25 protein-coding genes and 1 pseudogene are annotated in these 21,963 nt (G+C 70.1%); 15 read left to right on the top strand and 11 right to left on the bottom strand.

The window, feature by feature from the left end:
* Window positions 1–1,394, top strand: a 1,394-nt coding sequence (locus ABZ911_RS26695; protein ID WP_358061316.1) for a reverse transcriptase domain-containing protein, incomplete at its 5' end; no start/stop codon positions are given.
* A gap of 40 nt (window positions 1,395–1,434) precedes the next feature.
* A complete protein-coding gene (locus tag ABZ911_RS26690) occupies window positions 1,435–1,614 on the top strand; it encodes a hypothetical protein (protein ID WP_358061313.1) in 180 nt (59 codons plus the stop codon).
* Window position 1,615: 1 nt separating this feature from the next.
* Here the strand turns inward: ABZ911_RS26690 and ABZ911_RS26685 are convergent, their stop codons facing one another.
* Window positions 1,616–1,825, bottom strand: a complete 210-nt coding sequence (locus tag ABZ911_RS26685) for a hypothetical protein (protein ID WP_358061310.1) — start codon at window positions 1,823–1,825, stop codon at window positions 1,616–1,618.
* 395 nt (window positions 1,826–2,220) lie between these two features.
* On the opposite strand from ABZ911_RS26685, the gene ABZ911_RS26680 reads away from it, so the two are divergent.
* From ABZ911_RS26680 to ABZ911_RS26665, 4 genes and pseudogenes are all read left to right on the top strand, one after another.
* A complete protein-coding gene (locus ABZ911_RS26680; protein WP_358061307.1) occupies window positions 2,221–2,445 on the top strand; it encodes a hypothetical protein in 225 nt (74 codons plus the stop codon).
* Between the two features lie 115 nt (window positions 2,446–2,560).
* Window positions 2,561–2,821: pseudogene (locus ABZ911_RS26675) on the top strand (ribosomal protein L7/L12); the annotation flags it as partial.
* A gap of 310 nt (window positions 2,822–3,131) precedes the next feature.
* The gene (locus ABZ911_RS26670) at window positions 3,132–3,389 is read left to right on the top strand and encodes a hypothetical protein (protein ID WP_358061304.1); all 258 of its coding nucleotides are present in this window, start codon (window positions 3,132–3,134) and stop codon (window positions 3,387–3,389) included.
* Between the two features lie 1,122 nt (window positions 3,390–4,511).
* A complete protein-coding gene (locus tag ABZ911_RS26665; protein ID WP_358061302.1) occupies window positions 4,512–5,789 on the top strand; it encodes a hypothetical protein in 1,278 nt (425 codons plus the stop codon).
* A 237-nt stretch (window positions 5,790–6,026) separates the two neighbouring features.
* Here the strand turns inward: ABZ911_RS26665 and ABZ911_RS26660 are convergent, their stop codons facing one another.
* Window positions 6,027–6,890, bottom strand: coding sequence for an NAD(P)-binding domain-containing protein (locus tag ABZ911_RS26660; RefSeq protein WP_358061299.1), 864 nt, complete (start codon window positions 6,888–6,890; stop codon window positions 6,027–6,029).
* A 96-nt stretch (window positions 6,891–6,986) separates the two neighbouring features.
* On the opposite strand from ABZ911_RS26660, the gene ABZ911_RS26655 reads away from it, so the two are divergent.
* Window positions 6,987–7,568 (top strand): TetR/AcrR family transcriptional regulator, encoded by a 582-nt coding sequence (locus ABZ911_RS26655; RefSeq protein WP_358061296.1) that lies wholly within the window; start codon window positions 6,987–6,989, stop codon window positions 7,566–7,568.
* A 27-nt stretch (window positions 7,569–7,595) separates the two neighbouring features.
* Here ABZ911_RS26655 and ABZ911_RS26650 read toward each other — a convergent pair whose 3' ends face one another.
* Window positions 7,596–8,261 (bottom strand): phosphotransferase, encoded by a 666-nt coding sequence (locus tag ABZ911_RS26650; RefSeq protein WP_358061331.1) that lies wholly within the window; start codon window positions 8,259–8,261, stop codon window positions 7,596–7,598.
* 67 nt (window positions 8,262–8,328) lie between these two features.
* Here ABZ911_RS26650 and ABZ911_RS26645 point away from each other — a divergent pair, with 67 nt between their 5' ends.
* The 3 genes from ABZ911_RS26645 to ABZ911_RS26635 all read left to right on the top strand — a co-directional run bounded on the left by ABZ911_RS26645 (window position 8,329) and on the right by ABZ911_RS26635 (window position 12,020).
* Window positions 8,329–8,538, top strand: coding sequence for a hypothetical protein (locus tag ABZ911_RS26645; protein ID WP_358061293.1), 210 nt, complete (start codon window positions 8,329–8,331; stop codon window positions 8,536–8,538).
* A 196-nt stretch (window positions 8,539–8,734) separates the two neighbouring features.
* Entirely contained in the window at window positions 8,735–10,420 is a 1,686-nt protein-coding gene (locus tag ABZ911_RS26640; RefSeq protein ID WP_358061290.1) for an enoyl-CoA hydratase-related protein, read from the top strand.
* A 37-nt stretch (window positions 10,421–10,457) separates the two neighbouring features.
* Window positions 10,458–12,020 carry a UDP-N-acetylglucosamine 1-carboxyvinyltransferase gene (locus tag ABZ911_RS26635; RefSeq protein WP_358061287.1) on the top strand — a complete coding sequence of 521 codons (1,563 nt, stop codon included), beginning with the start codon at window positions 10,458–10,460 and terminating at the stop codon, window positions 12,018–12,020.
* On the opposite strand, the gene ABZ911_RS26630 is transcribed toward ABZ911_RS26635, so the two are convergent.
* Window positions 12,017–13,192: a macrolide family glycosyltransferase gene (locus tag ABZ911_RS26630; protein ID WP_358061285.1), complete on the bottom strand. Its 1,176-nt coding sequence runs from the start codon at window positions 13,190–13,192 to the stop codon at window positions 12,017–12,019. The genes ABZ911_RS26635 and ABZ911_RS26630 overlap by 4 nt on opposite strands.
* Before the next feature lie 42 nt (window positions 13,193–13,234).
* Window positions 13,235–13,732, bottom strand: coding sequence for a GNAT family N-acetyltransferase (locus tag ABZ911_RS26625; RefSeq protein ID WP_358061282.1), 498 nt, complete (start codon window positions 13,730–13,732; stop codon window positions 13,235–13,237).
* Window positions 13,733–13,798: 66 nt separating this feature from the next.
* On the opposite strand from ABZ911_RS26625, the gene ABZ911_RS26620 reads away from it, so the two are divergent.
* Window positions 13,799–14,842, top strand: coding sequence for a tyrosine-type recombinase/integrase (locus tag ABZ911_RS26620; protein WP_358061280.1), 1,044 nt, complete (start codon window positions 13,799–13,801; stop codon window positions 14,840–14,842).
* Window positions 14,843–14,852: 10 nt separating this feature from the next.
* A complete protein-coding gene (locus ABZ911_RS26615; protein ID WP_358061277.1) occupies window positions 14,853–15,473 on the top strand; it encodes a LysE family translocator in 621 nt (206 codons plus the stop codon).
* Window positions 15,474–15,515: 42 nt separating this feature from the next.
* Here the strand turns inward: ABZ911_RS26615 and ABZ911_RS26610 are convergent, their stop codons facing one another.
* On the bottom strand, window positions 15,516–15,776 hold the full coding sequence (locus ABZ911_RS26610; RefSeq protein ID WP_358061275.1) for a helix-turn-helix transcriptional regulator: 261 nt from the start codon (window positions 15,774–15,776) through the stop codon (window positions 15,516–15,518).
* Between the two features lie 48 nt (window positions 15,777–15,824).
* Here ABZ911_RS26610 and map point away from each other — a divergent pair, with 48 nt between their 5' ends.
* Window positions 15,825–16,592, top strand: a complete 768-nt coding sequence (gene map, locus ABZ911_RS26605; RefSeq protein WP_358061272.1) for a type I methionyl aminopeptidase — start codon at window positions 15,825–15,827, stop codon at window positions 16,590–16,592.
* Between the two features lie 17 nt (window positions 16,593–16,609).
* Here map and ABZ911_RS26600 read toward each other — a convergent pair whose 3' ends face one another.
* The 3 genes from ABZ911_RS26600 to ABZ911_RS26590 are packed head-to-tail and all read right to left on the bottom strand — an operon-like array spanning window position 16,610 to window position 18,656.
* Complete coding sequence (locus tag ABZ911_RS26600; protein ID WP_358061269.1) at window positions 16,610–17,326, bottom strand: DsbA family oxidoreductase; 717 nt, start codon at window positions 17,324–17,326, stop codon at window positions 16,610–16,612.
* Between the two features lie 53 nt (window positions 17,327–17,379).
* On the bottom strand, window positions 17,380–17,892 hold the full coding sequence (locus tag ABZ911_RS26595) for a GyrI-like domain-containing protein (RefSeq protein ID WP_358061266.1): 513 nt from the start codon (window positions 17,890–17,892) through the stop codon (window positions 17,380–17,382).
* The gene (locus ABZ911_RS26590; protein WP_358061263.1) at window positions 17,889–18,656 is read right to left on the bottom strand and encodes a MerR family transcriptional regulator; all 768 of its coding nucleotides are present in this window, start codon (window positions 18,654–18,656) and stop codon (window positions 17,889–17,891) included. Before ABZ911_RS26590 ends, ABZ911_RS26595 begins: the two co-directional genes overlap by 4 nt.
* An 81-nt stretch (window positions 18,657–18,737) precedes the next feature.
* On the opposite strand from ABZ911_RS26590, the gene ABZ911_RS26585 reads away from it, so the two are divergent.
* A complete protein-coding gene (locus ABZ911_RS26585) occupies window positions 18,738–19,493 on the top strand; it encodes a MerR family transcriptional regulator (protein WP_358061260.1) in 756 nt (251 codons plus the stop codon).
* 27 nt (window positions 19,494–19,520) lie between these two features.
* Window positions 19,521–19,922, top strand: coding sequence for a cupin domain-containing protein (locus tag ABZ911_RS26580; protein WP_358061257.1), 402 nt, complete (start codon window positions 19,521–19,523; stop codon window positions 19,920–19,922).
* 3 nt (window positions 19,923–19,925) lie between these two features.
* Here ABZ911_RS26580 and ABZ911_RS26575 read toward each other — a convergent pair whose 3' ends face one another.
* Complete coding sequence (locus ABZ911_RS26575; RefSeq protein WP_358061254.1) at window positions 19,926–20,651, bottom strand: response regulator transcription factor; 726 nt, start codon at window positions 20,649–20,651, stop codon at window positions 19,926–19,928.
* A complete protein-coding gene (locus ABZ911_RS26570) occupies window positions 20,648–21,847 on the bottom strand; it encodes a histidine kinase (protein ID WP_358061251.1) in 1,200 nt (399 codons plus the stop codon). Before ABZ911_RS26570 ends, ABZ911_RS26575 begins: the two co-directional genes overlap by 4 nt.
* Between the last annotated feature and the right edge of the window lie 116 nt (window positions 21,848–21,963).

Raw genomic sequence — 21,963 nt, 5'->3', positions numbered from 1 at the left:
CCGCCAAGCTCCGCCCCCTCGGCATACCAGTGATCATGGACCGGTGTCACCAGGCACGGGTCCGCAACGCGCTGGAACCCGAGTGGGAAGCCCGGTTCGAGCCTCGCTCCTATGGGTTCCGGCCGGGCCGAAGCTGCCAGGACGCGATCCAGTCCATCTTCCAGGCCACCAGCCAGAAGCTGGCGAAACGGATGTGGGTACTGGACGCGGACCTGGCGGCGGCCTTCGATCGTATCGACCACGCCCGGCTGCTGGAGTCCATCGGGTCGTTCCCCGCCAGGGACATGATCCGGGACTGGCTGAAAGCCGGGGTGTTCGAGACGGGCACGGGATTCTCACCGACCGACGAGGGCACCCCTCAAGGCGGCGTGATCTCCCCGTGCCTGATGAACGTGGCGTTGCACGGGCTGGAGGAAGCCGCCGGGGTCCGCTACCGCACTGACGGCGATCACGCCGGGGAGACGGTGGCGGGATGCCCGATCGTGGTCCGCTACGCCGACGACATGATCGCGCTCTGCCATTCCAAGCAGCAGGCCGAGCAGGTCAAGGCGCGTCTTGCCGAGTGGCTGAAGCCCAGGGGTCTGATCTTCAACGAAGACAAGACCCGCATCGTTCACCTCACCGAGGGGTTCGAGTTCCTGGGCGTCCTCATTCGCCGCTATCCCAACGGCAAGACGCTGACCACACCGAGTCCCTCGGCGGTCAAACGGTTGAAGCTGCGGCTCGCGGCCGAGGCGCGCAGCCTGCGCGGCTCGAACGCGCTGGCGGTCATCGCCCGGCTCGACCCCATCGTGCGGGGCTGGGCCGCCTACTACCGTGGCATGGTCTCGTCCAAGGTGTTCACCGCCCTGGACAACTACGTATGGAGGCTCACTTTCAAGTGGGCCAAATGCGGCCACCCGAACAAGCCGAGGCGCTGGATCGTCGACCGGTACTTCGGCAAGTTCAACAAGTTCAGGAACGACCGGTGGGTGTTCGGAGACCGGGAAACCGGCGCCTACCTCACCAAGTTCGCCTGGACCCCCATCGTCCGGCACACGCTCGTCCTGGGCCGAGCATCCCCCGATGACCCTGCCCTGGCCGAGTACTGGGCCAAGCGGCGCACTCGGGTCAAGCCTCCGCTCGATCGCTACAGCCTCCGCCTGCTCACCAAGCAGGAAGGCTGCTGCTCGCTCTGCGGGGACCACTTGATCACCGCCGACCAGCCACCTGAGTCGCCCGAACAATGGGCGCGATGGTGGCTACACGTCGTCCGGCGCGCGATAGCAGCCGACTACCTCACGCACCACGGACGACCCGGCCCAACCGGCGATGGCCAGACCCGCCTTGTTCACACCTCCTGCCATCGCGGATACCTCGCCCGACTACGCAGGAGCCCAGCACAGCACACCTGAACCGCCCATCGCGGCTTGCTTGAGCCGTGTGCCGCGACGAGTGGCACGCACGGTTCTGAGGGGGCCCCGGTGCAGTAATGCACCGGGGCTACCCGGCGAGTTCCGCGTCCACGCCCTGGACCATGGACGCCGCCCCACCACGCTCGCGGGCTGCGTCTTCGCCTCCGAAGGACTCGCCGCCGAGACCCGCGACTACTGGCACACCTCGGAAGAGAACTGACTCACCCCGGCAGCCGCACCGCCCGCGGCATCGGCGCCTGCCGTACCGGCTCCTGGGGCGGCGGGCCCTGCCTCAGCACCTGCGGCTGGGGGAGCGCCTGCGGCTCACGCTCGGCGCACCCGCCCTCGCAGTAGCCGTTGGACAGGATCAACCGTCCACGCGCGGGTGTATAGGCTTCCTTGCCGGTCGCGGGCAGGACCCCCGTACACACCTGGCACAAAATCGATTCGTTCCCCACGTGTGCTTCCCTTCCAGCGCCGTAGCAGGCATCCAGCGTAAAACGAGCAAATCATTCCGAGTCGGTATTTCAACCAGGCGTCATGCCGCCCGTCATGCAGCGCGGGGGAGTGCCCCCCGCCCATCACGCCACAACGCCTACCCCCGTCTCAACCATCCACCCCACCCAGCTCCCAGACCACTATGCGCCGTCCCACCCGGAACCGCCACCCATCAGGCGGGGGAGACCCCACCCGTGACCGTAATATCCAGGGTGCCTTGGCGAGCAGGTCATGTCGCGAGAATCGGGGGAGCGGTCGTGTCAGGTCACCGTACTCTCACGGCCGCGGCACTCGAACGCCGGTCCCCGAGTCCCAGGCGCCCGGGGGAGTGCGGCGGATCGGCCGGAACGGCTGCGTCACCGGCGAGCTCACCCGAACCTCGGCCTCGGCCTTCGCGGAGACACTTCGCCCCGCCGGGAGCTCCAGCCCGGCGGCCCTGACCGCGGCATCGGTCGTCCAGGCCGCCAGGAGCCGCGGCTGGCCGGTCCTCACCGCGGAGCCGTACCCGCTCCGAGCCCTCTGGCCCGAGATCGACATCGAACCCATGCCTTAGCCGGTAGAGGGGACCACCCCGATCGGGTCTACTTGACATAATGTTCATTATCAAGCAATCACCAAACACCGAAAGTGATCGCCGCTAGTCAGGGGCAACGATTACCATCCGAGGCATGCCGACCCTCGGAACCGTGGAACTGCTCGTCTTCTTTGTACTCATCGCGGTAGCCATCGTCACGGTCATCATCGTCGCGGTCCGGCGCAACAGCGCGAGACCGACGATCGTCGTCGCGAGCGTCGGGCACGCCATGTCGGCTCCCGAACTGGAGCGCCTGCTCGGCGACCTCGTCGCCCAGGGCAAGAAGGTCACCGCGATCAAGGTGCTGCGCGACCACACCGGCCTCGGCCTCAAGGACGCCAAGAACCTGGTCGACGGCATCGCGCAGGGCCGCGCCATCGGCGGCCATCCCGCACTCGCCAGGCTGTCCGGCCCGCGACCCGCCCCCCGAGGCGACCTGGCCACCCGCGTACGCGAACTGAAGGCCGACGGCCGCGAAGAACAGGCCGTCCACCTGGTACGCGGCGAAACCGGCATGGGCCAGGACGAGGCCGAACTGTTCGTCCGCAGCCTCTGACGTTCCCTCTATCCGGGTCGGCTCACCCGGACCCCGCGAGGCATCGCGTGTTCACATCCGGTGAGTGAAGGCCCGTCACAGACGGCTAATGCGGCGATACGATCGACGCATGCCCGCCTTGGCGATCTCCACTCCTGGCCTCATCCTGCTCAGCGTCGTGGTGACCGCGGCGATCATCTGGCTGATCATGCTGGCCGTACGGCTGACCGGGAATCCCCGCAATCGCCTGCTGACCCCCGCCCCCGACGTGACCGAGCAGGCCCGCGAGCTGAAGGCGACGGGCCAGATCCAGGAAGCCGTCTTCCTGGTACGCGGCGAAACCGGCATGAGCCACCGCGCCGCCTCCCGCTTCGTCAGAAAACTCTGAACCGGGACAAACATGACCTAAACCATACAGAAGGTGAATTCTGTATGGTTTAGCGTTGCCGTCTTGACTCGGAGTGCACCCGGTATGCGCGTGGTCGTCGGTCGGGCACGGCGTAGCGACGCCCGCCCTTCGGGTGGCCGGCCTTCTCGTCATCTGCGACACGGTCTGGATGGCCTTCTCTGCGACCCGGTATGCGACGCGATCCGCAGCCTGAGCAGCAGGCAGGCTGCCGAACCCCTGCCATCGTTTACCAAAGCGTGCAAAACGATGGATATATGGTCTTTTCGCCGCCGGGGCGATCGCCACTTTGCCCTCCACTCCCCTGCCAGGGTTTCTGTCACGACAGAATCGCCAATAAATAGCGTTCGCCCGTTATTTCGGGATAGCGGATCCAGATAAACGAAGGTGGGTCCTTGTGAAGCTCTCCCGTATTTACGAAGATTCGCTGTGGATCTTGATGTATTCCACTCCATGGGCTATTGGTCCCTTTTGTGCAACTCCAGCATGTGCTCGTGCATCTACGCGAGCGATGCTCGCCAAGGCTGCCGTCGCGGCGGACCGATGGACTCGATAAACGAGTCAGAAGAGTGGGGACCCCTCAGGGCCGCAGCGCCATCACCTGGCTGATCGGCTGCCCTGTCGACGATTCGGCATCCCATGGCGGCGGCCGTCGCCATGGGCGCGTCTGCACAGGTGAGCGTGTCGCCCCCAGGGTCGAGACCTGCCCGTCCCCTCCCCCGTAGGTCCACTTCGCCCGAATCGCCCCTATAAGTCAAGCGCGAGAGGTAAGAGGAAAAGAGCGCGCTAAGCGAATCATATGAATTGCCCGGTTCCGCGAGTGAACGTTTACAGTCGCGGCTTGCTTAGTGACTGCCATGGAACGCGGCAAATATGGCACCCCTGCGCCTCGCCGGAGGCTTGTGTACGCCGAAGGCAAAGACGCCCCAGTCAAACAAGCAGCTAGTTGCGCAAAAGAAGCGGATAACGTCCGTTTACACCTTGATCGGCGGGATATCTAGGGTGTGCGCAGGATGGTCCTTTCAGGATTATCGGGGGCGTTTTCCAGTCATTTGGCGAATGTCCATGATGGGGCAAGAAAGTCTTTTCAGGGGGAACCACGCAATGAACAAGCTCAAGGGCGTCGTGGCAGCAGTCGCCGTCGGCGGCTCCATGCTGGCCACCGGAGCTGTCGGCCTTGGCGCAGCGACCGCCGCCACGGCAGCCAGCGTCGCCAACACCAATGCCGTCAGCAGCTGGGACACCTGCCACGGCGTCGGCTGCGGCGGCTGCGGCAGAAGGAACTGCGGCGGCGGCAGCAGGGCGGCCGTCTGGCAGCGGCAGCTGCTGCACCAGGTCCAGAGGCAGACCGCGAACCAGCGTCAGTTCCAGCGCCAGCTGCAGAGCCAGCTGCAGAACCAGTCGCAGACCCTTAACCAGAACGTCAGCTTCAACCTCGACACCTCCGCCGCCTCCGACAGCGTCGCCGACGCTGTCGCCAAGCAGAAGCAGGAGGCCGAGGCAGAGGCGCGTAACAAGGCCGACGCCGAGGCTCGCCAGAAGGCAGAGGCCGAGGCGCGTCAGAAGGCGGAGGCCGAGGCTCGCAACAAGGCCGACGCCGACGCTGACGCTGACGCTCGTCAGAAGGCGGAGGCTGAGGCGCGTAACAAGGCCGAGGCTGACGCTGACGCGGACGCGCGGAACAAGGCCGACCTTGACGCTCGTCAGAAGGCCGAGGCTGACGCGCGGAACAAGGCTTGGGCCGACGCTTACGCCGACGCCAAGAACAAGGCCGAGGCAGACGCCCGTCAGAAGGCCGAGGCTGACGCTCGTCAGAAGGCGGAGGCTGAGGCGCGTAACAAGGCCGAGGCTGACGCTGACGCGGACGCGCGGAACAAGGCCGACCTTGACGCTCGTCAGAAGGCCGAGGCTGACGCGCGGAACAAGGCTTGGGCCGACGCTTACGCCGACGCCAAGAACAAGGCCGAGGCAGACGCCCGTCAGAAGGCCGAGGCTGACGCGCGGAACAAGGCATACGCCGACGCGGACGCGGACGCGGACGCGGACGCTCGTAACAAGGCCGAGGCTGACGCTCGTAACAAGGCGGAGGCTGACGCGCGGAACAAGGCTTGGGCCGACGCTTACGCCGACGCCAAGAACAAGGCGGAAGCCGACGCTCGTAACAAGGCGGAGGCTGACGCGCGGAACAAGGCTTGGGCCGACGCTTACGCCGACGCCAAGAACAAGGCCGAGGCAGACGCCCGTAACAAGGCGGAAGCCGACGCCCGTAACAAGGCAGAGGCTGACGTCTGGAACAAGATGAGGAACGACCAGGCTCCGGGGCACACGTCCTGCAGTGGTCACACCGACGTGACGCCGGACTACCGTCCGCCGTGCTCCTGATCGATCCTTCCCGCCGCCGAGGGCTAGAAGATCGCCATCAAGGCCGTAGGCCGTCGTCGGATGACCCGGGGATGGGCTGATCGTCGAGCGGGAGCCCTTTGAAAATGAGTGGGGCCGATCGGACGTACTCGTCCGATCGGCCCCTTCTGTTGCGTCGCGTTCGCCGGTCTCGATGCGTGTGGCTCAGGCCGTACTGATGATGATTCTTGGTTCGAGCCGCTCTGGCTGGGTGTGGCGTTATCGCTTCAGCACCTTGATCAGGCTGGTGAGGCTGTCGTGGCCGTGTCCTGCGGCGACGCCGCGGCGGAAGATGTCCAGGACGGTCGCCGGCAGGGAGTCGTCCACGCCGGATGCCTGCACGGTGTGCAGGACGTGTTCCAGGCTGGCGACGCCCATGGTCAGCCTGTCGACGTCGCCCTGGTGGTTGCCGGCGTCGATGCGCGGGGCGTAGAACTCGAGGAAGTAGCGGAAGTCCATGGTTTTGGCGGCGTTGGGGAGGAAGCGCTCCGCTGAGATGCCGTTGGCTTCCGCCACCGCTTGGGCGTGCAGGTAGCTGAGCAGGCCTGTCCAGAACATGTCCATGCCGATCTGGTAGTACAGGGCCGCCAGGCCGGGGTCTTCGCCGAGGTAGTCGATGTCGGTCAGCACTTCCAGGGCGGATCGGTGGGTTTCGATCGCGTCCTTGGGGCCGCTGTAGTAGGTCTCGGCTCCTGGCCGGCCGATGCCGGGGGGTGGCACCTGGACGCCGCCGGTGATCTGTACGGCGCCGCGCTCGGCCATCCATGTGGCCGCCTGGCGGGCTTGGTCGGGGGTGTCGGAGGTGAGGTTGGCCACGGTACGGCCGGCCAGGGCGGTGGTGGGTGCTTGCCGCAGGGTGGCGTACATCGCGTCGTAGTCGGTCAGGCTCAGCACCACCAGGTCGTTGGCGGTCAGCGCGGCCTCGACGGTCTGCGCGCGTTCGGCGCCGCGTGCCACCAGGTGGTCTGCTCGGCTGGCTGTGCGGTTCCAGACGGTCACGGTGTAGCCGTTGTCCAGGTAGGTGTTGGCCATCGCCTGCCCCATGGGGCCCAGGCCGATCACGGTCACGGTCTTGGTGGGCATTGTGTTCTCCCTCGCGGACTAAAACGAACGCTCTAACTAGTAGAAGGACACTAGCACGGCTCTAAAACGAACGCTCTACCCACTAGGCTTGGGGGTATGGCGACCAAGCATGAGATCGGTACTCGGGAGCGGATCGTCCGGGCGACCTCCCGGCTGATGCAGCGGCAGGGATACGGGGCGACCGGCCTCAAGGAGATCTCCCGGGAGGCCGAGGCCACGCTCGGCTCGGTGTACCACTTCTTCCCCGGCGGCAAGCGGGAGCTTGCGGTCGAGGCGATCCACCACGGGGACAGGGAGTTCGCCGAGCTGCTGCGTACCGCGCTCGAGCGGGTGGACGATCCGGGTGAGGCGATCATCGCCTGCGCCCGGGAGCTGGCCTCGGGCCTGCGTGAGTCCGGCTGGCTCGACGGTTGTCCCATCACCACTGCGGCGTTGGAGAGCGCGGGGCTCGTCCCCGACATCCAGCGGGCCGCCGAGGAGGCCTTCGAGAACTGGCGCACGCTGGTGCGCGACAAGCTCCGCCGGTGCGGCTTCGCCGAGGACGTCGCCCACGATCTGGCCCACACGGTGATCAACACGTTGGAGGGCGCGGAGATGTCCGCGCAGGTTTCACAGAGCGAGGCTCCGCTGGAGATCGCCGGGAGGCACCTCGCCCGGCTCATCGACTCCTATCGGTGATGTCCGTCTGTACGTGGTCGTGGTGGTTCAGGTCCAGCGGTGTCGGAGCCAGGTGATGGTCGCTCGTCGGGCGTGCGGGAGTCCGGGAAGTGCGGCGGTGTGGGTCCAGTAGCCGGCCAGGGCGACGAGGAAGGCGTCGAGGTGTTCGGGGTGGGCGTTTCGGCCGGTGGGGTGGTCGGCGAGGATCGGTTCGGGGTCAAGGTCGCCCAGGTCGGACTGCAGGAGCAGGCAGACCGGGTCGGCCCAGGCGGGGCCGGTGCAGGCGCGTCCCCAGTCGACGAGGCGGGCTGTGCCGTCCGGGCTGATGAGGATGTTGTCGTAGCGCGGATCGAAGTGCAGGAGGGTGTCGCCGACGACGAGGTCGGTCCAGACGGCTTCGGTGGCGGCGAGCCGGGGCAGGTTCCGGCGTTCCCAGGGGCCGAGGTCGTCGATGGTGAGCGGGCCGTGGGTGCCGTGGTGTTCCAGTGCGCGCCAGGTTTCGCAGCGTCCGGTCATCTGCTCGGCCAGGGTCGGCAGGTCGGGGATCGTCGGTGTGGGGGTCAGTTCGCGGGCGCACACGGTGAGTGTGTCGAGGGCGGCGGACAGTTCGGCGGGTAGCCATGGTTGGCGGGGCAGGGCGCCGGGGGCGAGGTCGAAGCAGAGCAGGAGCCAGTCGGCCTTCTCGCAGGCGAAGCGCAGGCGTGGGGTGGGGATCGCCTGGGGCAGGGCGGGGGGCGACGGTCGTCTCGGCGCGGTAGTCGCGTGCGTTGGCGGCGTCGGTGTGGACGGCTTTGATGAACACCTGTTCGCCGGTGTGCAGGGTGGCGACGCCGAGGACGCCGTAGGAGAAGCCGCCTTGGCGTTCGTCGAAGTGGCGGATCGCGGAGCCCAGTCGGTGTTCGAGTTCGTGGCGCATGAGGTCGGGGAGTTCGGTCCAGTCGCGCCGGAGGGTTTTCACGTGTTCCAGCCAATCATGTGGGTGTCAGGGTAAGGATCTTGTGCTGGGTGCCGGTGCGGAAAGAGAATTGTGGGCTGGCCCGGAACTCCAGGTTTTTGCACCGATTTGTCGCGTAACTTTGCTGGTGCGTGTCAAGATCTGTGCCGTTGTCAGTTCCCGGGTGCCTCTCCCCCGGCCTGCCGTACGGCGGTGTTCGTTCGCGGGCGCCCGGCCGTACGAAGGAAGTCTTGTGCGTGTGTTGCTGCTGTGTTCGGCGTTCAACGGTCTCACCCAGCGGGCGTGGCTGGCCCTGCGTGAGGAGGGGCACGAGGTGAGCGTGGAGCTGGCGCTGTCGGCGCAGGTGATGCTCGAGGCGGTGGCGCTGGCCAAGCCGGATCTGGTGGTCTGCCCGTTCCTGCGCGAGCGGGTGCCGGAGGGGGTCTGGCGCGAGCATCGCACGATCATCATCCACCCGGGGCCGCCCGGTGATCGCGGGCCCTCGTCGCTGGACTGGGCGATCACCGACGCTGAGGCGCGCTGGGGGGTGACGGCGCTGCAGGCGGTGGAGGAGATGGACGCGGGCCCGGTCTGGGGGTCGCGGGCGCTGCGGCTGGGCGAGGAGGCGCCGCGCAAGAGCAGCCTGTACAACGGGCCGGTGGCCGACGCGGCGGTGGAGCTGGTGCTGGAGGTGGTGGGCAAGGCGGCCGATCCGGACTTCGAGCCCGCGCCGCTGGACTACGGCCGGCCGGAGGTGTGGGGGCGGCTGCGGCCGTCGATGCGGATGGCCGAGCGGGAGTTCTCCTGGGCGGAGTCGACGGCGCGGGTGCTGCGCAGGATCAGGGCGGCCGACGGCTCGCCGGGGGCGCGGGCGCTGCTGTGCGGGGTGCCGGTGCGGGTGTTCGACGCGTTCGAGGGCCCGTCCCTGTCGGGGGCGCCGGGTACGGTGGCCGCGCGGCGGGCCGGTGCGGTGCTGGTGCACACCGGTGACGGGTCGGTGTGGGTGGGGCATCTGCGGGCGGAGTACAAGGGGTCGGTGAAGTTGCCGGCGACGCTGGTGCTGGGCGGGCGGCTCGCGGGGGTGCCGGAGGCGGAGCGGCCGAGGCTGTCGGGTGAGGGGGCGGGGTACCGGGAGATCACCTATCGGCGTTCCGGGCTGGTGGGGGTGCTCGGGTTCGACTTCTACAACGGGGCGATGTCGAGTGAGCAGTGCCGGCGGCTGGTGTCGGCGTTGCGTTACGCGGTACGGCAGGACACCCGGGTGCTGGTCGTGCGCGGCGGCGAGGTGTTCTCCAACGGCATCCACCTGAACGTGATCGAGGCGGCGCGCCATCCGGAGCTGGAGGCGTGGACGAACATCAACGCGGTCAACGCGGTGTGCCGGGAGATCATCGAGTGCCAGGAGCAGCTGGTGGTGGCGTCGGTCGGGGGTAACGCGGGCGCGGGCGGGGTGATGCTGGCGCTCGGGGCCGATCATGTGCTGGTTCGTGAGGGTGTGGTGTTGAATCCGCACTATCGCACGATGGGGTTGTTCGGGTCGGAGTACTGGACGTATGTGCTGCCGCGGCGGGTGGGGGCCGAGCGGGCGGCGGAGCTGACCTCGGCGTGCCTGCCGGTGGGGGCCGAGCAGGCGATGGCGATGGGGCTCGCCGACGGGGTGGCGGGCGGTTCGCGGGCGCGTTTTGAGGAGTCGGTGCTGGAGTACGCGGTGCGGCTGGCCAAGCGGCCGGATTTCGAGGAGTTGCTGGCGGTCAAGCAGGAGGGGCGGGCCGCCGACGAGCTTCGCAAGCCGCTGGAGGCGTACCGGGTCGAGGAGCTGGCGGAGATGAGCAGGGACATGTTCGACGATCGGCACGGGTTCGCGGCGGCGCGGCGGGCTTTCGTGTCGAAGGCGCGGGCTGAGGTGACGCCGGAGCATCTGGCGGTGCATCGGGGTTAGTGCGACTCGCGTGCCGGTTGGGTCCCCCGTTCCGCAGATGCATCTCATATGTGAGATATGTTTGCCTGTTGTGGCAGACGACTACCTTGTGCGGATCGGCAGGCTTATCAGGGACGCGCGTCAGCATCGGGGGTGGACCCAGCTGCAGTTGGCGGAGGCGTTGGCGACGAGCCAGAGTGCTGTAAATCGTATCGAAAAGGGCAATCAGAACATCAGTCTTGAGATGATCGCCCGGATCGGTGAGGCCCTGGACAGCGAGATCGTCTCGCTCGGCTACGCGGGGCCGATGCATCTGCGGGTGGTGGGCGGGCGGCGCCTGTCGGGCAGCATCGATGTCAAGACGAGCAAGAACGCGTGCGTGGCGCTGCTGTGCGCCTCGCTGCTGAACTCCGGGCGCACCACGCTTCGCAACGTGGCGCGCATCGAGGAGGTGTACCGCATCCTGGAGGTGCTGGCCTCGATCGGGGTGCGGGCGCGCTGGATCAACGGGGGCAACGATCTGGAGATCGTGCCCCCGGCGCGGCTGGACCTGGAGGCGATGGACACCGAGGCGGCGCGCCGTACCCGGAGCGTGATCATGTTCCTGGGGCCGCTGATGCATCGCACCGGTCACTTCCGCATCCCGTACGCGGGCGGGTGTGATCTGGGGACGCGCACCGTGCAGCCGCACATGAGCGCGCTGCGACCGTTCGGGCTGGAGATCACCGCGACGGGCGGCACCTACCACGCGCGGGTGGATCGGCGGGTGGTGCCCGAGCGGCCGATCGTGCTGACCGAGCGGGGCGACACGGTGACGGAGAACGCGCTGATGGCGGCGGCGCGGCACGACGGGGTGACGGTGATCCGCAACGCCTCCTCCAACTACATGGTGCAGGACCTGTGCTTCTTCCTGGAGCAGCTCGGGGTGAAGGTCGAGGGGGTCGGCACCACGACGCTGACGGTGCACGGGGTGCCGTTCATCGAGCGGGACGTGGACTACGCGCCGTCGGAGGATCCGGTGGAGGCGATGAGCCTGCTGGCGGCGGCGGTGGTGACCTCCTCGGAGCTGACGATCTGCCGGGTGCCGGTGGAGTTCCTGGAGATCGAGCTGGCGGTGCTGGAGGAGATGGGGCTCGACCACGACCGCACGCCGGAGTACGCGGCGGCCAACGGGCGCACCCGCCTGGTGGACCTGACGGTGCGTCCGTCCAAGCTCCGCTCCCCCATCGACAAGATCCATCCGATGCCGTTCCCCGGGCTGAACATCGACAACGTGCCGTTCTTCGCCGCGATCGCGGCGACGGCGCAGGGCTCGACGCTGATCCATGACTGGGTCTACGACAACCGGGCGATCTATCTGACCGAGCTGACCCGGCTCGGCGCGGGGGTGAAGCTGCTGGATCCGCACCGGGTGCTGGTGGAGGGCCCGACGCGGTGGCGGTCGGCGGAGATGATGTGCCCGCCGGCGCTGCGGCCGGCGGTGGTGGTGCTGCTGGCGATGATGGCGGCCGAGGGCACCTCGGTGCTGCGCAACGTGTACGTGATCAACCGCGGGTATGAGGATCTGGCCGAGCGGCTGAACGCGCTGGGGGCGCGGATCGAGACCTTCCGCGACATCTAGCGGGCCAGGCGCTCTTCGATGAGGTCGGCGGCGCGTCTGGTGCCGCCGGCCTCACGCAGTTGTGCCCGCAGGTCGGCGCCGCGCCGGGCGACCTCGGGGTCGCCGGTGAGGTCGAGCAGGGCCTGGCGCAGGGCGGCGGGGGTGGCCTGGGCGGTGTCCAGGCGGCGGGCGACGCCGAGTTCCACCAGGCGGTCGGCGTTGGAGAACTGGTCGACAGCCTGCGGTACGGCGATCATGGGCAGGCCGCAGGACAGGCCCTCGGCGGCGCCGCCCATGCCGGCGTGGGTGAGGAAGGCGTCGGCGCGCCGCAGGATGTCGAGCTGGGGCACCCAGCGGTGCAGGCTGGTGTTGGCGGGGACGGGTCCGAGGTCGGCGGGGTCGACGTGCCGGCCGATCTGCAGCACGACGTGCCAGCCGGGCAGGTCGCCGTAGGCGGCCAGGCAGTCGCGGTAGAAGGCGGGCTGGTCGGTGAAGGTGGAGCCGAGGGAGATGAGCAGCACCTTGGCGGCGCCTTCGGGGCGCCTCCACTCGCTTTGGCGGGCGCCTTCGGCGAAGCAGGGGCCGATGAAGGTGTAGACGTCCTCGTCGACGCGGTCGGCGTGCGGCTGCAGGGCGCGCGGGATGAGCGCCAGGCAGCGTTCGGGGCGGCCGACGAAGTCGGCGTGGGTGGTGTCGCGGACGCCCTCGCCGGCCAGCCACTGTTCGCAACGCCGGAAGTGGTCGGCGCCCTCGGGGGTGGCGGCGAGGGCGTCGATGACCGGCGCCATGTCCTGCTCGTATCCGCGCCAGGCGACGTAGGTAGGTGAGAGCTGGATGGAGGGCAGGCCCCAGTTGGCGGCCAGGACGCGGGCGGGCGCGCCGGCGATGTCGTACAGGAACAGCTCGGGCCGGTCGCGGTCGTAGAAGGCGCGCAGGCGCGGGGTCATCGCGACGTTGTCGCGCAGGAACAGGTCGAGTTGGGCGACGGTGTCCTCGGGCCAGGTCTGGTCGCCGTGCGGCAGCAGCGAGGGGCAGGGCACGAGTTCGGCGCCGGTGGCGGTGACGATGTCGCGGTAAGAGGGGTCGTTGGCGTAGGTGACGCGGTGGCCTCGGGCGACGAGTTCCCTGATCACCTCCAGGCTGGGGTTGACGTGCCCGGGGGCCGGGATGCTGACCATGGCGATGTGCGGCATGCGGTGAAGGCTACTCTCCGTGTCGGGGTCGTCACGCTCGTCTCAGGTGGTGCTGATCCTGAAGGTTTCCAGGTCCGTGTCGTACCAGCGGCGCATCGGTCCGAGCGCGCTCATGCCCAGGCGGGCGCAGACCGCCTGGGAGGCGGTGTTGCCGGGCATGACGACGGCGTAGATCTCCGCCAGGCCCGAGGCGAAACCCCGTTCCAGCGCGCCGCGGGCGGCCTCGGTGGCGTAGCCGTGGCCCCAGTGGGCGGGGTGCAGGTGCCAGCCGACCTCGACTTCGCCGTCCCCGTTGGGCAGCGGCGCGAGCAGCACCGTGCCCACCGGCGCCGGCTCCCCGGCCGGGTGGATGGCCCACACCCCGTAGACGCCCTGGCTGCGGGCCTGCCAGCGCTCCACGATCTGGGCGGGTTCCAGGGTGAAGGGCGGCAGCCAGCGGGTGACCTCGGGGCGGGTGTAGATGTCGGCGAGCCGGTCGAGGTCGGCAGGCGCGTGCGTCCAGGGACGGATCTGGAGTCTCGGGGTTTCGTAGACGGTCATGTTCCCGATTTTGTCGGTGCGGCTCGGTACGGTCGAGGACGGATCTTTCCCTGGGCGAGGAGGGGCATGCGGCCTGCGAGGCTCAACCGGCTGACCGTGCAGGAGGCGGGCGACCGCTATGTGGAGCTGGTGCGCGCCAAGACGCTGACCGGGGCGCTGTCGGCGGCCACGGCCGAGCTCTACGCGCGTGATGTGGCGACGCTGGTGGCGCTGGCCGGGCCGGGGGCGGTGCTCGACGATCTGACCGGTGAGGATGTGGACGCGATTCTGCTGGCCTTCGCCCGCAAGCCCGACGGGCGGCGGGTGCGGCCGACGGGGGCGTTGCAGAGCGCCTCCTCCCAGGCCAGGTTCCGGCGCTCGATCTCGGCGCTGTTCAAGCACGCGACGCTGGCGGGCTGGGTGCAGATCAATCCGATGGCGTCGGCGACGGTCAGCGCCAGGGAGCGCGGCGGGCTGCGGGCCGAGCGGCGGGCGCTGACCCGCGAGCAGGCGCAGGGCCTGATCGGGGCGGCGCGGACGATGGCGTCGGCCTCCCCTGAGGCGGGCGTGGAGCCGGGCGGGGGCCGGCGTCCGCGCAGCGACCAGCGGGTGCAGGCGCGTGACGCGCTGATCGTGCTGCTGCTGTCGACGATGGGTCCCCGGGTGTCGGAGCTGGTGCGGGCCAACGTGGAGGACTTCTACACCAACGACGGGGTGCGCTACTGGCGCATCTTCGGCAAGGGCGGCAAGACGCGCGACGTGCCGCTGCCGGCGCAGGTGGCCGAGGTGCTGGAGGGCTACCTGCGGCGCGACCGGCCGGCCGGTGAGGACAAGGCGCTGCTGCTGTCGTGGCGGGGCAGGCGGCTGGCCAGGGGGGACGTGCAGGCGGTGATCGACCGGGTGCAGCGCCGGGTCGAGCCCGGCCAGCGGCGTACGGTGACCCCGCACGGCCTGCGGCACACCACGGCCACGCACCTGCTGGCCGACGCGGTCGACATGGACGCGGTGCGGCGGGTGCTGGGCCACAGTGATCTCGCCACGCTGGGGCGGTACCGCGACGAGCTGCCCGGTGAGCTGGAGGTGGCGATGCGCGCCCATCCCCTGCTGAAACAGCCTCGCGCCCAACCGTAGGGTTTGCGGTATGACGTCTGCTCTGTTGTCTTTCGCGGTGGTGGCCGGGTTCCTCACGATCGTTCCCGGCCTGGACACGGCGCTGGTGCTGCGCTCGGCCGTGACGCAGGGGCGCGGGCAGGCGTTCGCGACCGCGCTGGGGGTCAACACCGGGGTGCTGGTGTGGGGCGCGGCGGCGGCCGTCGGGGTCTCGGCGCTGCTGACGGCCTCCCATCTGGCGTACACGGTGCTGCGGTACGCGGGCGCGGCCTACATGGTGTGGTTCGGCGTCTCGATGATCCTCAAGGCGCGGCGGGGGGCGGCCGAGCCCGTCGAGCAGGACGGTGCGGGCGGGCTCGGGCGGGCGTGGCTGCGCGGGACTCTGACGAACCTGCTGAACCCGAAGATCGGCGTGTTCTACGTGGCGTTGCTGCCGCAGTTCATCCCGCCGGACGTGCCGCCGCTGGCGATGGGGCTGCTGCTGGCGCTGGTGCACAACGTGGAGGGCATGGCCTGGTTCACGTTGCTGATCTTCGGGACGGGGCTGGTGCGCGCCTGGGTGCAGCGCCCTGCCGTACGGCGGGCGGTGGACCGGGTCACCGGCACGGCGCTGATCGCTTTCGGGGTGAAGCTGGCCCTGTCGTCGCAGTAGACGGGGCGTCCGCGGCCGGTCGGCCCGCGTCGGCGGGCGGGGTCAGGCGGGCAGGCTCAGGTCGGGGGTCAGGTGGAGGGCGAGCTGGTCGAGGGAGACGCCCAGCGCGTTGGACAGGGCCGCGATGGTGAAGAACGCGGGGGTGGCGATGCGGCCGGTCTCGATCTTGCGGAGGGTTTCGGCGGACATGCCCGCCGCGGCGGCGACCTCGACGATGCTGCGCTCGCCTCGGGCGTGGCGCAGCAGGAGGCCGAGTTCTTCGCCGCGGCGGCGCTCGTCTGGGGTGAGGGGTGGTCGGACCATGGGGCCATCGTAGCAACATCGATAATAATACCGGTATAGTTATCGTTCATGGTTGAGATCAAGACTGACACCGAACTCGACGCCATGCGCGAAGCCGGCCGGATCGTGGGCCGCGCGCTGCAGGCGGTACGCGAGCACGCGGCCACCGGCGTGAGCCTGCTGGAACTGGACGAGCTGGCGGCCACAGTGATCGCCGAAGCCGGGGCCAAGCCCGCCTTCCTCGGCTACCTGCCCGGCTTCGCCCCCACCCCGTTCCCCGGCGTGATCTGCGCCTCGGTCAACGACGCGATCGTGCACGGCATCCCCACCCGCCACCGGCTGCGCGAAGGCGACCTGCTCAGCGTCGACTGCGGCGCCCACCTGGACGGCTGGACCGGCGATGCCGCCATCTCCTTCGGCATCGGCGCCACCTCCCCCGAAGACCTGGCCCTCATCGAGGCCACCGAACAGGCGCTGGCCGCCGGCATCGCCGCGGCACAGCCCGGCAACAGGATCGGCGACATCTCCCACGCCATCGCCCAGACCGCCGCCCAGGGCGGGTACGGCATGCCGGCCGACTTCGGCGGCCACGGCATCGGCCGGGCCATGCACGAGGACCCGCACGTGGCCAACCACGGCAGGCCGGGCCGGGGGCTGGTGCTGCGCCCCGGCCTGGCCCTGGCCATCGAGCCGATGTTCATCGCCGGCGGTGACGGCCGCTACCGCATCGCGGCCGACGGCTGGACGATGTGCACCAGGGACGGCAGCCGCGCCGCCCACGCCGAGCACACCATCGCCGTCACCGACTCCGGCCCCCGCCTGCTCACCCTGCCCTGACGCTCAAGAAGGCGAGCTCACCGGGGTGAGCGCACGTCCCCTTGAGCGTCAGCGGCCGGGAACGACTCGGCCATGCCCGCGACCTCGCCCCGGACCTCATGGAGATCGAGCAGGAGCGCGGTGAGCGCCTGCTGCGACGGCAGGCCCGCGGCCACCACCTCTCCCCCGCGCACGAAGGCCGGGACCCCACGCACGCCGAGTTCGGCCGCGCGCCGCTCGTCGGCCCGCACCAGCTCCCCCAGGTGGTCCTCGGCGGCGAGGGGCCCGCCGAGCGCCAGGGCGCGGCGGGCCTCCCCCGGGTCCAGGCCCGCCTGCTCGGCGAGGCCGGCCAGGACGTCGTGGTCGGCGATGTCGAGGTTGTCGGTGTGGTAGGCGCGCAGGACCGCCTCCAGCGCCTGTCCGCGCCTGCCGTAGCGGCCGGCCAGGTGGATCAGCCGGTGGGCGTCGAAGGAGTTGACGGGGCGGGCGGTGGGCAGGTTCAGGGTGAGTCCCTCCTGTCTGCCCAGTCGCCTGATGCGGGCGAACCTGGCCGTCACCTCCCGCCCGTCCTCGCCGAACCCGATCATCGTCTCCACCGTCGTCAGCCCCGGCACGGCAGGGGCCTCGGGCACCAGTTCGTAGCTGCGCCACAGCACTCCGCCCGTGCCGCCGCTCTCGCGCAGAGCCGCCTCCAGGCGCCGCTTGGCCAGGTAACACCACGGGCAGATCACATCCACCCACACCTCGATCGTCATGAACCCAGCCTCCAACCTCAATCGAGGTCGAGGTCAAGGCCGGGCCCGGCGGGTCAGCGCGGAGCCACCGGCTGGCGCAGCAGGGTGCGGAGTTCGGCGGCGTCCGGCGGGGTCAGGTACAGCTCGTGATGCGGTCCGGCGGCCTCCAGCCCGTGCTCGGTCATGAACTCCTCCATGAGCTTCAGCGTCACGTACTCGGTGCTGAAGGGCCCCTCGTGCAGCGCCTCCACGCACTCTCCCTCGGTGTAGGTGACCACCTGCACCCGCTCGACCGCCGCAGAGGCCGGGCGCGCCCGCAGGCGGGCCCGCTCCACGGCGCCGGGCGCGGGGGCGGCGGGCAGGTTGAGCATCAGGTGCCAGCGCCACTGCTCGCGCGGCACCTCGAAGGGGGGCCGCTCGTCCTCCACCCACCAGCGGCCCTCCAGCATCGCGGGCGGGCTGTCCAGGGCCGCGGCGACCGCGAACAGGGCGGCGACGGCCGAACCGTACTCGGCGCCGCCGGGTTCGCCGAGGCCGGTGACGTTCAGGCAGGTGACGGGGCCGTGGGTGACCAGGGTTGGGGTCATGTCTCCTCCACAGAGATCATCAGGTGGGTGACGAGCCGCTCCGGTGGCGTGCTCGCCGGGTCTGAGGCGTACACCTCGCGGATCGGGCCGCGGGGCAGGTGACGTCGCTCGGCGCACCAGGCCAGCAGGGCGTGGGCGGTGAGCGAGATCTGGTCGTAGGGGCCGACGTGGGTGGCGGTGGCGAAGGTGCCGCCGGGCAGCACGCCGGGTTCGGCGCCCGGGACGGGCCGGTCGGTGACGGCCGCGACGGTGATCTCGATCGCGTCGCCGAAGTCGAGGGGGAACAGGCCAACCAGCCGTACCTCCGTCAGGTGCGGCAGCAGGGCGGCGACCGCCTCGGAGGTGGCCCTGCCGATGTCCTGGGGACCGGAGGCGGTGCGCTTGAGCAGGGCGGCGCGGGTGGTGGGTTCGCGGGTCAGGTGAACCGGCGTGGTGGGCAGGCCTTCGGCCATGACGCGTTCGAGGGCGGACAGGGTGGCGCGCCTGCGGGCGAGTTCCGCCTCCAGGTGCTCGCGGACGCCGGCCAGCGCGCCCGCCGTACCGGACAGGACCTGGCCGACCACCGCCAGCGGCACGTCCATCGAGCGCAGCAGCCCGATCGACAGCGCCTGGCGGGCCTGCTCGGGGTGGTAGTAGCGGTAGCCGGTGTCGGCATCGACGTGTGCGGGGCGTAGCAACCCCAGCTCGTCGTAGTGCCGTAGCTGTTTGACGCTGAGCCGGCTCAGCCTGGCGAACTGCCCGATCGGCAGCAGATCCTCGCTCACGCCCTCAAGCATGGTCTCTCCCCCGGTGGGAGAGTCCAGCCGGTTGCGCCTGACGCCGCGTGAGGGTGCAGGGTGGCAGGTATGAGTCTGTCCGTCGGGCAGGTGTCGCGCCTGGCCGGAGTCACCGTGCGCACCCTGCACCACTATGACGAGATCGGTCTGCTGTCGCCGGGCGAGCGGAGCAGGGCGGGCTACCGGCGCTACACCGACGCCGACCTGGATCGACTACAGCAGGTGCTGTTCTACCGCGAACTGGGCTTCGGACTGGAGGAGATCTCCGCGATCCTGGACGATCCCACCGCCGACGAGTTGACGCACCTGCGCCGCCAGCACGAACTGCTGGCCGGGCGCCTCGAACGGCTGCGGGACATGATGGCGGCCGTCGAACTCGCCCTGGAGGCGCGAAGCATGAACATCACGCTCACCCCCGAGGAACGCCTGGAGATATTCGGCGCCTTCCGCCCGGAAGATCACGAGCAGGAGGCGGAGCGGCGCTGGGGCACGAGCGAGGCGTTCGCGCAGAGCAGGCGGCGGGTGGCGGCCTACACCAAGGCCGACTGGCTCCAGTGGCGGGCCGAGGCTGCGGCGATCACGGCCGACCTGGTGGCGGCGATGAAAGCGGGGCTGCCGGCCGACGGCGAGGCGGTGATGGACCTGGCCGAGCGCCACCGCGGGCACATCACTCGCTGGTTCTACGACTGCCTCCCCGACATCCACCGCGGCCTGGGCGAGCTGTACGTGGCCGACCCCCGCTTCACCGCCACCGTCGACGCCGCCGCCCCGGGCCTGTCCCACTACCTGCGCGCCGCCATCACGGCCAACGCCGACCGCCTCTGAACCCTGGCCACCACGCTCGGCACCACGGTGGCGCGGCTGCTGGACGAGCATCCGCCCGGCAGGGTGATCACGCTGCGACGCGGCGAGCAGCGCGCCATCGAGGACCGTACGGGCTGGGAGCGGCGGATCCTGTCGCCGGCGCTGCCCGGAGTGGAGTTCGAGTTCATCCGCACCGCCGTGCCCACAGGCGTCACGGTCGGCTCCTTCGCCCCGCACGCGCCGGGCTCGCGCGAGTACGTGGCGGTGGAGTCCGGCGCGCTGACGGTGACCCTCGACGGGCGCGACGTGCTGCTCGGCGAGGGCGACGCCCTCTACTACGCGGGCGACTGCGTGCACGCCTTCGCCAACCACGGCGAGCGGGCCTGCGTCTACTACACCGCCATGGACGTCGGCACGAGCGCCCACCAGATGATCCCGGAGCAGACGTGAACATCACCGCGATTCCGAAGATCGAGGCGGTCGCGGCGGCCTGAACCGGACGTCTCGCGCGTCATGCGGTGTCGCCGGGCGGATGAGACCGCTCTCGTAGGCGAAGACCACGACCTGCGCGCGGTCCCGCAGCCCCAGCTTCAGCAGAACCCGGCTGAGGTGCGTCTTCACGGTGGCCTCGGCCAGGCGCATCGCCGCGGCGACCTCGGCGTTCGACAGCCCGCGCGCCACCTGGACCAGCACCTCGCGTTCGCGGGAGGTGAGCAGCGCCAGCCGCCTGTCGCGCTCGGGAACACCGGGCATGAGCAGGGGGGCGAACTTCTCCAGCAGGCGGCGGGTGATCCGCGGGGAGACCGCGGCCTCACCCGCCGCCACGCTACGGATCGCGGCCAGCAGGTCCCCGGGCCGTGTGTTCTTCGGCAGGAAGCCCGAGGCCCCGGCCTTCAGCCCGGCGAAGGCGTACTCGTCCAGGTCGAAGGTGGTCAGGATGAGCACGCGCGAGCGCGGGGAGTCCCTGACGATCCTGCGGGTGGCCTCGATCCCGTCCATGCCTGGCATGCGTACATCCATCAGCACGACGTCGGGACGCAGCAGCCGGGCCATCCGGGCGGCCTCATCGCCGTCGCCCGCCTCGCCCGCCACCTCCAGGTCCGGCTCGGCCTCGAACACCATGCGAAACGCCATGCGCAGCAACGACTCATCGTCGGCGATCAGCAGCCGGATCGTCACGCCCTGCCCTCCCCCGCCCTGTCGCCGCCGATGTCGAGGCTGGCCGCCACCCGCCAGCCGCCGCCGGGCAGCGGACCGGCATGGAGGGTACCGCCGTAGGCGGAGATGCGCTCGCGCATGCCGACCAGGCCCCGCCCGTGGGCGTCCCCAGGCGCGAGCCCCGGGCGGCCGTCGTCGACGACCTCCACGGCGGCGCACCGCGGCGTCAGGCGGACCCGCACCTCGGCCGTCGCCCCGGCGGCGTGCCTGAGCGCGTTCGTCAGCGCCTCCTGGACCAGCCGGTAGACGGTGAGCTGGGCGACGGCGGGGATCGCCTCCGGATCACCGGTCACCTCCAGGCGGGTTGGCAGCCCGGCCGCGCGCATCCTGGCGGTAAGAGGACCGAGCTCGGCGATACCGGGCGCCGGATGCAGCCCCGCGCCGTCCTGCCGGACGAACTCGCCGCGCTCGCCCTGCTCGCCGACACCGAGGGAGCGTCGCATATCGTCCAGGGCCTGCCGCCCGGTGGCCGCGATCTGCTCCATCGCGGCCACCGCCTGCTCCGGCGCGCCGTGCCGTACATACGCCGCGCTGTCGGCCAGCGCCACCATGACCGACAGGTTGTGGGTGACGATGTCGTGCATGTCGCGGGTCATCCGGGCGCGTTCCTCGGCGACGGCGAGCCGCGCCCGCTGCTCGCGGTCGTGTTCCAGCGAGGTGACGTACGCCCGCCGGGCGCGCATCCACAGGCCCGTGGCGAGGGCGGCGGCGGTCATCGCGGTCAGCGCGGCCGCCGTGAACGGGAACTGGCCGGGCGGCGCCCATCGCGCCGCGGCCAGCAGCGCTCCGGCCTCCAGCGTGAGCCCGGCCACCAGCGTCCGCCGCCAGGTGCAGCGCGCGCCGACGGTGTAGAGGGCGACCAGCAGCGAGGCGTCGGCAGGAAGCTGCACATCGGCGACCCATTGGATCGCGGCCGCCGCCGCGATCACGCAGAACACCGTCAGCGGCGCGCGCCGCCGCCACACCAGGGGCACCACCAGGGCCACCTGAAGCAGCAGCGGCCCCGGCTCGCCGCGTGCCGGCACCTGGCCAGGCCCGAGCGTGGCAAGAAAGACCACGGCCGCCAGCAGCGCGTCGGCGGGCATGGACGACCATCGCATGGACGACCATCGGGTGGGCGCTGCGAGGCAGGCCACCGGACGGTCGCCTCGATTCATGCCGCTCACCCTAGTTGTCCTGCGGGTTCGCTCCCCATCCTCCTTCGGGATGAACATCCGGGCATGTCAGCCAGAAGTCGTAGGCGTGGATCAACCGTACGCCGCTAGCCCGGGGC

The organism is Nonomuraea sp. NPDC046570 (assembly GCF_040645915.1).
Lineage (GTDB): Bacteria > Actinomycetota > Actinomycetes > Streptosporangiales > Streptosporangiaceae > Nonomuraea.
Note: the sequence above shows the minus strand (reverse complement) of the source record. Positions and strands in the feature narration are given on the sequence as shown.